The organism is Variovorax sp. LARHSF232 (genome assembly GCF_052871435.1).
The window spans coordinates 780,776-793,404 of sequence record NZ_JBIXJS010000001.1 but is presented as its reverse complement, the minus strand read 5'-3'; the positions used below and the strand labels follow the sequence as shown (position 1 = coordinate 793,404).

The following is a 12,629-nucleotide window of genomic DNA, read 5'->3' as shown; positions in this document are numbered from 1 at the left end:
CCATGGGCATGAAGCGAAGCCTCCGGGTGCTCGGTGCGATCGCGGCCCTGGCGGTCGCGGCCAGTACCGCGCTTGCGCAGGACAGCCTGCCATTCCCTCCGAGGAAGTCGGGCAGCAAGGCCGGGCCGACCGTCCAGGCCTCGACCTACGCGCCCCTGCCGCCGGCCAGCCACCTGCCCAAGGGCGCGCCCAACGTATTGGTCGTGATGCTCGACGACGTGGGCCCGGCGCTGCCGGACACCTACGGCGGCGACATCCACACGCCGACCTTGTCGCGCGTGGCGAAAAGCGGCATCTCGTACAACCGCTTCCACAACGCCGCCATGTGCTCGCCAACGCGCGCGGCGCTGCTCACCGGGCGCAACCACCACCGCGTCGGCTTCGGGCAGATCGCCGAGCTGGCCAACGACTGGGACGGCTACACCGGCCGCCTGCCCGCCACGGCCGCCTCGGCCGCCAAGGTGCTGGGCTACCACGGCTACAGGACGGCGGCGTTCGGCAAGTGGCACAACACGCCGGCGGCAGAGACCACGCAGCAAGGCCCCTTCGACCTGTGGCCGACCGGGCGCCTGGTCGGCTTCGATTACTTCTACGGCTTTCTGGGCGGCGAGAGCTCGCAATGGGAGCCGGCCGTGGTCGAGAACACGGTGCGCCTGCCCGCGCCGCACCGCAAGGGCTACCACTTCACCGAGGACATGACCGACAAGGCGGTGCACTGGATCCGCCAGCACCAGGCGATCGAGCCCGGCACGCCCTTTTTCATGTACTGGGCACCGGGTGCCTCGCACGGCCCGCACCACATCTTCAAGGAATGGGCGGACAAGTACAAAGGCAGGTTCGACGAAGGCTGGGATGTGATGCGCGAGCGCATCTACGCCCGGCAGAAGGCCATGGGCTGGATTCCGCAAGACACGCAGCTCACGCCGCGCCCCGTGACGCTGCCGGCCTGGAAGGACATCCCCGAGGACGAGAAGCCCTTCCAGCGGCGCCTGATGGAGCTGTTCGCCGGCATGACGGAGCATGCCGACACGCAGGCCGGGCGCCTCGTCGACGAGCTGGAGCGCCTGGGCCTGCGCGACAACACGCTGATCTTCTATGTCTGGAGCGACAACGGCTCGTCGGCCGAAGGCCAGAACGGCACCATCAGCGAACTGCTGGCGCAAAACGGCATCCCGACGAAGGTCAAGGACCACCTCCGCGCCTTGGACGAGCTGGGCGGCCTCGACGTGCTGGGTAGCAACAAGACCGACAACATGTACCACGCGGCCTGGGCCTGGGCCGGCAGCACGCCGCACCAGGCGACCAAGCTGGTGGCGTCGCACTTCGGCGGCACGCGCACGCCGCTGGCGGTGTCGTGGCCCAAGTCGATCGAGCCGGACGCGGCCGCGCGCACGCAGTTCCATCATGTCAACGACATCGTGCCGACGATCTACGACGCGGCCGGCATCCGAGCGCCGAAGCTGGTCGACGGCGTGACGCAGGCACCGATGGACGGCGTGAGCATGCGCTACAGCTTCGGCGAGGCCAAGGCGCCGGGGCGCAAGAAGAGCCAGTACTTCGAGATCATGGGCAGCCGCGCCATCTACCAGGACGGCTGGATGGCCTCGGTCTTCGGGCCGCGCGTGCCATGGGTGCCGGGCCTTCCCAAGAGCATCGCCACCTGGTCGCCGGAGCAGGACAGCTGGGAGCTGTACGACCTGCGCTCGGACTACTCGCAGGCGAACGACCTGGCGGCGGCAAATCCGAAGAAGGTGGCCGAGATGAAGAAGGCCTTCGACGCGCAGGCGAAGTCGAACCGGGTCTACCCGGTCGGCGGCGGGCTGTGGTCGATCCTGCATCCGCAGGACGCGCCGGGCAATCCCGCCACCGAGTTCCGCTACACGCAGGACGTGGTGGCCGTGCCGGAGTTCGCCGGGCCCAAGCTCGGCGCGCGCAGCAACGTGGTCAGCATGGAGGTCGAGCTCAACCCCGACTCCGCCGGCGTGCTTTATGCGCTGGGCGCCTTTTCCGGCGGCCTTGCGCTGTGGGTGGACAAGGGCAAGCTCAGCTACGAGTACAACCTGTTCGAGGTGCAGCGCACCCGCATCGAGAGCAGCGCTGCTGCTGCGGTGGCGCTGCCGACGGGCAAGGTGCTCATCGAGGTCGAGTCGCGCATGGTCGAAAAGCGGCACGCGGCGCCGATGGACGTGGTGATCCGCGTGAACGGCCAGGAGGTGGCCAAGGGCCGCGTGCCGGTGACCGCATCGCTGGCCTTTACGGCGAACGATGCGTTCGATGTGGGGATGGACAGCTATTCGCCGGTGTCGCTGGCGTATTTCGAGCGGGCGCCGTTCAGGTTCAACGGGAGGATTGGGGGGGTGAGCATCCGGTATCTGTAGCCGCGTGTTTGCGGCGCTGGTAGGGCAGATCGGGCGGCGCGCTCTGCGCCAGGCTGCAGCGCTCACCTCGGTCGCACCCGACCCGTTAACAGAGTCAGCCAGCCAGGCGCGCTGCCAGCTGCCGCGCGGTTCGCGCGCTGGCGCCCTTGCCGGTAATCGCCAGCGCCGGGGGGTTGGCCAGCATCCGCTCGAAGACCGCCCGCACTTCTTCCGCTCCGATGTCGTCGATCATCGCAATCGCTTCGGCCACCGGCGTCACGGTCCCGCTGGCGAAGAGCTCTTCGACGGCCTGCTCCATCGTTGCGTAGGTCCGCTCCTGTGCGCGCACGCGGGACACGGTCAGCTGGTTCTTCGCCCGCTCCAGATGCACCGGATCGATGGTGGTGGCCTGCGCACGCAAAAGGCCACCCGTCGCCGTCAGCAGCGCATCCAGCTTGTCCGGGGTTGTGACCGCATGCACCACGAAGTTGGCCCAGACGTCCCCGCTGTCCATTGTGGAATGCGCCGTGTAGGCCAGGCCGAGCTGCTCGCGGACTGTGTCGACCAGGGGCGCCGACATCCCGCCTCCAAACAGGTTGGCTGCCAGTGAAGCCGCAAGGCGCCAGCGCTGCTGCGACATCTCCTCCTGCAGCGCGGGCGCCAGCGGGTAGGCAATGTTCAGGAACACCTGCGACACCTGCGTGAAGCGCCGGGCCATGGCATGACCGATGTACTTCGCGGGCGCCGGCTGTCGCGACATGAGCAGGTTGGCCGACGGGGGCACCGCTGCAAAGAGTTCCCCGGCGAGCGCGACCCAGGCTTCGACGTCGAAGTTCCCGGCCGCAGCGACGACGGTCTTTTCCGCGACGTAGTGGGACTGCACGTGGCGGACCAGGTCATGCCGGGTAAAGCTTTCAATGTTGCCGACGGTGCCGATCACAGGCATGCCCATCGGGTCGTCGCCCCAGATCGCGCGGTCGAGCAATTCGCTGGAGTAATCCTGTGGATCCTCCTCGTACTCGATGGCCTCCTGGCGAATCACTTCCAGCTCGCGCTGCAGTTCACTGTCGGGAAATGTGCTGTTCAAAACGATGTCGGCCGTCATGCGCAGCAACTGCTCCGCGTGCCGGCCCAGGCCGGTCATGAAGTAGCCGGTGGTGTCCTTGCCAGTGAACGCGTTGACATCCGCTCCGAGCCGCTCCGCATCCAGGTTGATGGCCTGAACGGAGCGGGTGGTGGTCCCCTTGAACGCCATGTGCTCCAGGACATGGCCGATGCCGTTGGTGACCGGCGTCTCGTCCCGGGAGCCGACACGCAGGAACACGCCCACACTGGCGCTCTGCACATGGGGAATGTGAATGGCGAGCAGCCTCACCCCGTTTGGAAGCGTGTGGAGGACCGTGGTGGTGCGCTCCGCGTGCAGCCGGACCATGGCTCAGCGGCCTTCCGGCTGCTGCAGCCTGACGCCGACGCCATAGAGCGCGAGCAGGCCCAGCACGTGCCCGATGGCCACGCCGGGCTCACCCGCTTCAATGCGGCCGATGGTTTGGACATGCACGCCAAGGCGCGCGGCCGCGGCGGTCTGGCCCTCGCCGGCCGCTGATCGGGCCAACCTTGCCGCTGCCCCCAATTCTCGGATTGCATGCAAGGCGTCGTCGCCGATGTCTGCCGAGATGCGCTTTCCTTTGGTCATGGGTGCATTGTCGCTGCGCCCGCGGTCTGATCGTTACCGTGATCCGGCGGCCGCTATTGGCCCGCGACCACAGTTCGCGGCCGAGCCTTGCAACGGACTTTCGGAGCGATTGCCCTGCTCGCCAAGAGCTGCTATCGGCGCGTTGACGGCCCGTTTGCGCTTGGATACTCAGGAGCGCATGATGCTTTGGCGCCCACGACGCAGTTTTTCTGCACCGTGACGGTAGGCTCCAACCGAGGAACACAATGGCGAGCGCCCCGATCCTGCCAAAGCTCTCAGCAGTTCTGCTCGCGGCATGCATGGCCGACGCCGCGCAAACTCAGACTGTGCAAGAGATCTCAGGTGCCGCTCTGGTTGAACTGGTCAGCGGGCGAACCTGGGGACTCTCAATCTATGGGACCCCGGAACGCCCTTCGCACACCAACCTCTTTGACTTTCGCAAGGACCGGTCGGTATGCGCGAGAGCGGTTGGGAGCAAGCATACGGACAAGTGCGCGGACCAGGGCAAATGGGAAGTTAAGAACAACGTGCTCTGCTGGGAACTGACATGGATGGGTGCTGAGTCAGGCTTGAAGGCTTCCTGCGTGTCCGTGAGACAGGTCGCCGGCAACCGATTTGAGCTGAGAAGCGAGAAGACGCCGGACCTGGTGTTCGCCGTAATGCAGGTCATGTGAGACTCGACGCGACAGCTCCATTCTCGGCTCCCCGCAGCGACCCTGGTACGGTAGATGAGTCAAAGCCGTGGAGGTTGAGCGCTCCACCGCGCTCTGCATTGAACGTCAACGCCTTCAAGCGGAGTCCCGGCATCCCTCGAACTTGGCTCTTGCGGATGCGACGCTTCACGATCGCGAACTGTAACTGTCGGGCCCAAGTGAGTCACCACGGGAGACCCTGGACCCCGTGGAGCCTGCCGGCGCCCAAGAAGCGCCCGCGCGGCCCGGGCAACGATACGCCATTCGTGATATGGCGAGTTGGCTGTTTGAGGTGTACAAGATTTGCGCCCGATGGGCCTTTGCGCCTGTTTGTTCAACCTCCTGAAGTGGGGGCTTTGGCCCTGGTATCACCGCCCGTGGCGGGGCAGAGGGATAGGTCATGAACAAGCTAATCGGAAAGGCTGTGTTTTGCTCCGCCGCGGCAGCAGCGGCGACGATGATGGGCGCTGCATGGGCGCACCAGGAAGGTCGAATGACGGGTGGCGGAAGCTTTGTCTGCAGTGATCCGGGGCAGCAAAAAGTGACGCACGGGTTCGAGTTGCATTGCAAGGGCGATCCGCCGGCCACGCTCGCAGAGCCAAACAATCTGGAAATCAACTTTTCCGGCGGCGACAATTTCCATCTGACCACTTTGACGAAGGCGGTGTGCACCGACACTGACGCGATCCAGCAACCCCCGAGTGCGAACTTCGACACCTTTGACGGAGCGGGAAGCGGCACCTTCAACGGGCAGCCTGCAGAAGTAACATTTACTTTCACCGATGGCGGAGAGCCTGGCACCAAAGACACCGCGCTGGTCCTCATCAAGCTGACGGGGACCGGACAAACCGTGCTCACTTGCAACACGGCGCCTCTGACCTTCGGCAATCATCAGGCGCACCAGGTGACCGGCAGCAATCAGTAACGACGGTCTCGGCACCCCGAAGGGGCATCGTTGTGGCGAATAGGAAGCGAGGAACGCGCAGGGCGTTGGCAGGCGTTTGTCTGGCAGCGCTGTCTGCGTTTGCGGGTGCATCGCTGTTTGCAGCCGACGCTGAGAAGGTGTCCTCTATCAAGGCGGACTTGATCGAGGAGCTAACTGGTAAGGATGTCGAGCGCGACGAGTCTGGCTCGGTGAGCTTCGGCGGGGCACTCTATAGCCCGTTCAGCACCGCCTTTGAAGCGGTGGCGCAACCCAGTGCCAGTGTTATGCCGACGCGGCAAAACGTGAACGAAGGGACGCCCGACCTTGTGATGATGACCGTCGCCACATCCGTCGCTGCAGGGCTCCTCGTCGTTCTTGTTCGCGTCCTAATTGCGAGCTAGGGGTCAGGCCTCGACGACGTGCCGAAGTTCGTAGCGCCTGCCTGCGACAACTCCACGTCGAGCGGATCTAGGAAAGACTGCCGAGCCACATACGACTGACCGACTTCAAAAGGATGTTTGCGCCAAGTTGAATCCTCGGAGGCCACATGGTCGGGTGGAGGCGAAAACTAAAGGACCGGCCTGAAGGCCGGTTGTGGCCGGACCCGGAAGTCTAGCTTCGGCTAACGACAGTCCGCTTCCGCTGCAAGACTGTCAGGGGAGTGCAGCGCCTGCGCGTCGGGGGCTACTGTCGCGCAAACATCGGCTGCTCGAAATGTGCAACGCGCGTAGTTCGCCCGGCGATGCAGACCTCCCGAAACTGATAGATGAATGCCGCCGTCGGCGCGGCGATCCAGGTCAGTCCCACGGGCATGCGCAGAACAGGCTGTTCGCTGTCCTCTATCGGATCCAGCCACGGTGCGTCGGCGCGCATGAACTCGCTCACCGGGATGCGATGGATGCTTGCAACTTCGCTCGCGCTGGGCTCGAGCTCGCGCGCCTCGCCGGCCCACACGACTATGGGCGTGATTGAGAATCCGGAGCGGGTGACGAAATCGTCCAGGCGGCCGAGGATGCTGGTTTCCTCCAAGCGTAGGCCAACCTCTTCATGCAGTTCGCGCAACGCGGCCTGCTCCGGCGACTCGCTGTCGTCAATGCTTCCGCCCGGCAGCGCCCATTGGCCGGGGTGGTTGCGTAGCCGGGCCGAGCGCCGCGTCAGTAGCACCGCGGCGCTGCGGCTCCAGGCGGTGGGGGCATCGATGCCGGGCAGCAAGGCGCCCGTGCCTTCCTCGATGAGGGCCAACGCCACGGCAGCCCGACGCGAATCGGTCGCACTGAGGCCGCGCTGCTCGAAGCGTCCAAGCCTGCCGGCGATCAGCTCACGTAGGGAGTCGGTGAGGTACATGCTGGCGCATTTCACTACGGAATGCGCCATTGCGTTTGCTTCCCTGTGTACTGAGAAAGATTGGCACTGATTCTTCCGGTGTGGAGGCGTCGCATATCTGAGCAAGTCATGTGATCGCTGCGGGTACCCACTCGCCATCTCGACCCGACGAAGGAGAGGGCACCACATCTCAAGCGAAGGCCTGCAGGTCATCACATCCGCTATCCCGGAGGACCGCTACCGCTGCGAAGCCGGCGGTCGCGTCAGAGGGATCGACCGACATGCCAATGGCCGCTTTGATGCTCATCCCTTCGTCGGCCTCTCAACCCCGTCCCAAGGCTTCGCGATACGCAATCGCTCACGGCATCGACTGACGAACCCACGCGCGACCGCGTCGTGTTCGCACGCCAGTAGGCAGGCCTCGAACATCGGCAGGGCCTCCGCCCAGTGCCCCGCGCGATACGCTGCCAGCGCATTCAAATAGGTTTCGCTGCACGCGCCGATCTGCTCCTGAACCCGCTCGGGCAGGCAGGCCACGCACTCGAACACCTCGAACTCTTCCGAGCGCCCTGCGACCGCGACCTGTCCGAGCGGGCGCAAACCGAAGTGGGCCGGCTGTCGAATCCGCGCCAGCGTGGCGCTGCTCAGCACCAAGGTCGCACCGAAATACTTGGTCAGGCCTTCGATGCGAGAGGCCAGGTTGACGCTGTCGCCCACCACGCTGCACTGAAAGTGGTCCGGGTCGCCGATGGTGCCGAGCGTGAGGCTTCCCCGGTGCAGGCCCATTCCAAACTGCAGTTCCGGGAAGTCCCCGCCTCGTTCGCGGTTGTATCCCTCCAGGCCTCGGCACATGGCAACCGCGCCGCGCAACGCATCGTCGGTGTCGTTCGGAAACAGAGCGAGCACGCCGTCTCCGTAGTACTGCCCGACAAAGCCGCCGTGCGCCGCGATGCCGGGCTGCACATGGGACAGGTAGCGGTTGATCATCGCGATGGTCCCGCTCGGCCCCAGTGCCAACGAGTGCGCCGTGAAGCCGCGCAGATCGACGAACAAGACGTTCATCTCGCGCTCGATGGCCTCGTTCAACTTCACATCGACGATGCTCTTGAAGCCGAGGCCACGCAGGAACTCGCGGGGCACGAAGCGCTGGTTCGCATCGGCGAGGGCGGTTTGCGTCTCCAGTGCGGCCTGGACCCTGCCGTACAGCCGGGCGTTCTCGAGCGCGATGCCTGCCTGGGCCCCCAGCGCGCGCGTGACCTCGACCCGGCTTGCGGTGAAGGCGCCGCGCGCCATGTGGTTCTCCAGGTAGAGCACGCCGATCGTGCGTCCTTGCAAGGCGATGGCCATGGCGAGCAACGAGGCCACGCCGTGCTCGCGCGCATGCGCTTCGCCGGTGAGCAGTTGGGCAGTCGCCGTGTCCTGAACAAGCACCGGCGTTTTTGAGCGCAGCGCCAGATCGACCGCTCGCCGGCTGATCGCCCCGAACGATTCCAGCGGCTCGCACCGGCTCACGGTTTCGTTGAGGCTGGCCTCGGCCTCGACCCGGAGCCGACGCTGCGAATCGAGCAGCAGCAAGAGTCCGCGATCGGCACCTGAAGCCTGCATCAGCGCCGGCATCAGCCGGCCCAGCAATGCCGACTCGTCGATTTCGCTGGAGATGGCGGCCACGGCATCGAACAGGCTCTTGAGGTCGGTGCCTTCCAGCTGGTGGTGATCGCCGGTGGTGCCGATCGAGGTCGTTGTGCGCAGGGCCGCCAGCGGCGCCGCACCGGTGCGCGCCGCCAGGGCTGGCGAGCCCCAGCGCATGAAGCTGTCCGAGGCCTGCAGCGCCGCCGCGGCAGCAGACTGCATTGCGCCTTGCGATTCGAGGATCGAAGCGATGCGCTGTTGCGCCATCGCCTGGTACATGAGCGCGCCGCGCGAGCCTTGCTCGACGGCCGCGTGCAGCTTGAGCAGCGCGTCGGCCGCACGGCCGGCACACCACGCCTGCTCGGCGTCGAGCAGCGAGACGCGATGGTCCAGGTTGAACGGCGCAAAGGCCGCCCAGCGCTTGAGCCGGCCGTGCTGCCGGTGCGCGACCTTCAGCGCGTCCTTGCCCGCCAGACCCTCCGCCACGCGCCGGTAGGCGTTCAGCGCGCGGAAGAAGGCCAGGCTCGGGACGAGGACCTGGCCGACGATGTTCTCTTCCCAGCGGGCGGCAGTCGCGAAGCGTTGCTCGGCGCGGTCGAAGCGGCCGGCGAAGTGATCGAGGATGCCCGCCGCGATCGAGCTGATCGCGATCTGCACGGCGTTGCTGGCCTGCTCGAAGCCGGGCAGCATGCGTGCATAGCCGAACCATTCGCCGTCGAGCTCGCCCGGCAGTTCGGGCAAGCGCAACGCGTCGAACAACTCGACCCACGCCAGGAAGCAGTCCTTGACGTGGATCTGCTCGCAGTCGACCAGATATCGGATCGATTCGCCGTAGCGCTCCTGCGCGTCGAGCGAGCCGCCGGCCATCAAGTGCGTGTACAGCAGCACGCCGGCACAGTACGTCGCGCTTTCTCCATCGCCGCTGTCGCGGTTGCGGGCCCAGTCGGTGTGCAGCAGCGCCGCCACTTCCGGCAAGGGCTCCTTCCAGTGCTTGATGAAGCAGTCGACCACGAAGCGCGCCCGTGCCTCGTCGGCACCGCCATAGCGCTTGCCGACCTCCAGCGCGAGAGTGCCGTAACGGTAGCCGTTGTCGATGCGGCCCAGAACGCCGCACAGCACCAGCGCCCAGACCGCGAAGCCGTAGGGCGATTGGGGCGTCAGGCCATGGCGTATCGAGAGCCTCGTGCAGGTCATGCCGATCAGCGGCAGCAGGTTCGGCTCGGCAAAGTAGGCCGCGTTGGCGATGTTGCAAAGCAGTGAAACCGCGGCGCGAATCTCGGGATCCTTGGCTTCGTGGAGTTCCGCGAAGCTCAGCGCGTCCCTGCGCCCTTGGGCTGCCAGGGCGCGCGCCACGCCCCAGAGCACGTGCGGAATCTTCGGCTTGCGAGGCAAGGCGACACCGAGCGATGCGGCCACGCCGATGCCCAGGTCCACCGCCTCGGCATAGCGGTTCTGGCTCTGCCGAACCCGTATGCGCAGGCTGTGCCCCTCGGAGGCGTGCACGGCGGTGCGTGCATGCTTGATCACGATCGCGGAGGTGGCCTCGAACTCGTCCCCCGACATCAACGCGTAGGCGCATTGGGCCAATGCCAGGTGGATGCCCATTGCAGTGTCGTAGTCCTCGGTCCACGCCTTCGGCGACAACAGGCTGGCGGCGGCGTGAAGCAACTTGCGCGCGCTGTCGAAGGCCAGTCCGCGCTGGGCACGCAAGCCCCCACTGAGCCCCAGGCGGGCCAACCGGTCGCGTTCGTCGCGCGCCTCCAGCATGTGCACGCCGAACACCACGTGGGTGAACACATCGACCACGCGTTGCTCCAGCTCGGCCGCTGGCAGATGCTGGATCAGCAGGCGGCCGATGCGCAGATGGCGCTCTGCCTGCCGCTGGGTGTCCAGCCGTTCGTGCACGGTCTGGCGCACCCGGTCGTGCTGAAAGCGATAGCGTGCGATGCCCAGCTCCGCAGTGGCCTCGTCGGGCATCGCCCAGCCGTCGAGCGACTCAAACACCTTGTAGCGCACGTCCAAGGGCACGATGACGCCGCTGCGCACCGCGGGTGCCAGCGCCACGGCGGCGGCGCTCTGGCCTGCCTCGTGCACGCTGGCGAGCGTGCGAAGGTCGAATTCGCCGCCCACGCACGACGCCGTGTCCAGCAGGTCCAGGCAGGCGGGCGGCAAGCCGCGCAGCCGCTCGGTGATGAGCGCCGCCACGTTGTCGGGCACGCCGTGCTCGTGGATGCGCGCGAGGTCCCACATCCAGGCCTGGTGCGCTTCGTCATAACGGAAGAACCGGCGTTCGCGCAATGCGTGCAGGAACTCGCCGACGAAGAACGGGTTGCCCGCCGAGACGCCGTGAATGTGCGTGCCGAGCGACTGCACCGCGCCGGCGTCCGCATGCAGGGTGTCCGCCAGCAGTTGCACCACATCGGCCGGGCGCAGCGGCCCCAGCTCGATGTCGACGCAGACGCCGGCGCCGCTGCGCAGCAGGCCCAGTGCGGTCTGCAGCGGATGGCCAGGCCCGACTTCGTTGGAACGGTAGCCCGCGATCAGGATCAGGTGCGCCAGGCTCGGGTCGGTCGCGAGGAACTCGATCAGCTGCATCGATGGCGGATCGGCCCACTGCAGGTCGTCCAGGAACATCAAGAGCGGTTGCTCGCGCGTCGCGAAGACCGCCAGGAAGCGAGCCACGACCAGGTGCAGTCGGCGCGCGGCGTCGCGCGGGGGCACCTCTTCCACTTCGGGCTGCGGGCCGACGATGGTGGCGAGTTCGGGCAGAGCGGCAGTCAGCAGTTGCCCGTGCACGCCGAGCGCTTCCTGCAGCGCGCCGCGCCTCGCTTCCAGCCGGTCCTCCGGCTCGGCCAGTTCGCGGCGCAGCAGAGCCCGCATCGCGTGCAGGATGCCCACGTAGGGCAGGTCGGCCTGGAACTGGTCGAACTTGCCCGCGCAAGCACTGCCGCGCGTTGCTGCGATCTGACGCTGAAGTTCGTTGACGAGCGAGGTCTTGCCAATGCCGCTCACGCCGGCCACGGTGACGACCACGCGTGCGCCCTCCGTCGCGAGATCGATGGCCTCGACCAGCCGCCGGTGCTCTGCTTCCCGGCCATACAGCCGATCGGGAATGCGAAAGCTGGAGCTGGCATCGGTCTGGCCGATCGGAAAAGGGCGCACCGTGCCGGTTCGGCGCAGCTCGGTGATGCATCGGCCCAGGTCATGGGCGAGCCCCTGGGCACTCGCATAGCGGTCGTCGGCATTCTTGGCCAGGAGGCGGCCCACCATCTGCGACACCACCGCGGGAAACTCCGGCCGCAGTTCGTGCAGCGGCGCCGGCGCGCGCGCGACGTGGGCGTGCGCCAGCTCAGCGGCCGACTCCATCGAAAACGGCGGGCGGCCCGTCGCCAGCTCGAACATCGTGACGCCCAGGCTGTACAGGTCGGAACGGTTGTCGACCGGGCTGGCGATGCGGCCGCATTGCTCCGGCGACATGTAGGCGAGCGTGCCCTCGATCTGGTCGAGCGCCGGCGCGTCGACGACCTCGCGTTTGAGGCGCATGGAAATGCCCAGGTCGATCAGGCGCACGCCGCCCGCACCCGGCAGCACGAGCACGTTGTACGGGTTCAGGTCCTTGTGGACCAGCCCCGATGCATGCAGCCGGCCCAGTGCGGTGGCCAGGCCGGCGCTGAGCTCGAGCCAGCGCGCCAGGGGCATCGCCTTTGCGGAAAGCAGCGTGGCCAGCGGCACGCCACCCAAGTCCTGCGTGACCAGCGCGACCGACGCATTGAAGCGCACCAGCTCGAGGTGCCGCACCACGGCGCGCTCGTCGGCATCGGCGGCGATGTTGAAGGCCCACTGGTAGCGCGCGATGTCCCGCGGCGTCGGGTTTTCCGTGGTCGGCGTCTTGATGATGACGGGGACCTCGCCCGCCGCCACGCCGCGGTACACGGAGGTGCGAGACGTCTGGTGGATCAGCTCCCGGACTTGGTAGCCACCGATTTCCACGGCAGTCGGGGCGCCGGCCG

At 66.7% G+C, this 12,629-nt stretch carries 8 protein-coding genes; 4 read left to right on the top strand and 4 right to left on the bottom strand.

What is annotated here, in order from left to right; genetic code table 11:
• Window positions 1-2: 2 nt before the first annotated feature.
• Complete coding sequence (locus ACIPRI_RS03755) at window positions 3-2,378, top strand: arylsulfatase (protein ID WP_446588634.1); 2,376 nt, start codon at window positions 3-5, stop codon at window positions 2,376-2,378.
• 94 nt (window positions 2,379-2,472) lie between these two features.
• On the opposite strand, the gene ACIPRI_RS03750 is transcribed toward ACIPRI_RS03755, so the two are convergent.
• Window positions 2,473-3,789: a M16 family metallopeptidase gene (locus ACIPRI_RS03750; RefSeq protein ID WP_446588632.1), complete on the bottom strand. Its 1,317-nt coding sequence runs from the start codon at window positions 3,787-3,789 to the stop codon at window positions 2,473-2,475.
• A 3-nt stretch (window positions 3,790-3,792) separates the two neighbouring features.
• Window positions 3,793-4,050, bottom strand: coding sequence for a helix-turn-helix domain-containing protein (locus ACIPRI_RS03745; protein WP_446588630.1), 258 nt, complete (start codon window positions 4,048-4,050; stop codon window positions 3,793-3,795).
• Between the two features lie 245 nt (window positions 4,051-4,295).
• Here ACIPRI_RS03745 and ACIPRI_RS03740 point away from each other — a divergent pair, with 245 nt between their 5' ends.
• The 3 genes from ACIPRI_RS03740 (at window position 4,296) to ACIPRI_RS03730 (ending at window position 6,068) form a co-directional block, all read left to right on the top strand.
• Window positions 4,296-4,724: a hypothetical protein gene (locus ACIPRI_RS03740; protein WP_436295984.1), complete on the top strand. Its 429-nt coding sequence runs from the start codon at window positions 4,296-4,298 to the stop codon at window positions 4,722-4,724.
• 418 nt (window positions 4,725-5,142) lie between these two features.
• Window positions 5,143-5,667: a hypothetical protein gene (locus ACIPRI_RS03735; protein WP_446588627.1), complete on the top strand. Its 525-nt coding sequence runs from the start codon at window positions 5,143-5,145 to the stop codon at window positions 5,665-5,667.
• Between the two features lie 137 nt (window positions 5,668-5,804).
• Window positions 5,805-6,068, top strand: coding sequence for a hypothetical protein (locus ACIPRI_RS03730; protein ID WP_446588625.1), 264 nt, complete (start codon window positions 5,805-5,807; stop codon window positions 6,066-6,068).
• Window positions 6,069-6,351: 283 nt separating this feature from the next.
• On the opposite strand, the gene ACIPRI_RS03725 is transcribed toward ACIPRI_RS03730, so the two are convergent.
• Both ACIPRI_RS03725 and ACIPRI_RS03720 read right to left on the bottom strand, forming a co-directional pair.
• On the bottom strand, window positions 6,352-7,011 hold the full coding sequence (locus ACIPRI_RS03725; protein ID WP_446588623.1) for an NUDIX hydrolase: 660 nt from the start codon (window positions 7,009-7,011) through the stop codon (window positions 6,352-6,354).
• Between the two features lie 282 nt (window positions 7,012-7,293).
• On the bottom strand, window positions 7,294-12,609 hold the full coding sequence (locus ACIPRI_RS03720) for an AAA family ATPase (protein ID WP_446588621.1): 5,316 nt from the start codon (window positions 12,607-12,609) through the stop codon (window positions 7,294-7,296).
• Between the last annotated feature and the right edge of the window lie 20 nt (window positions 12,610-12,629).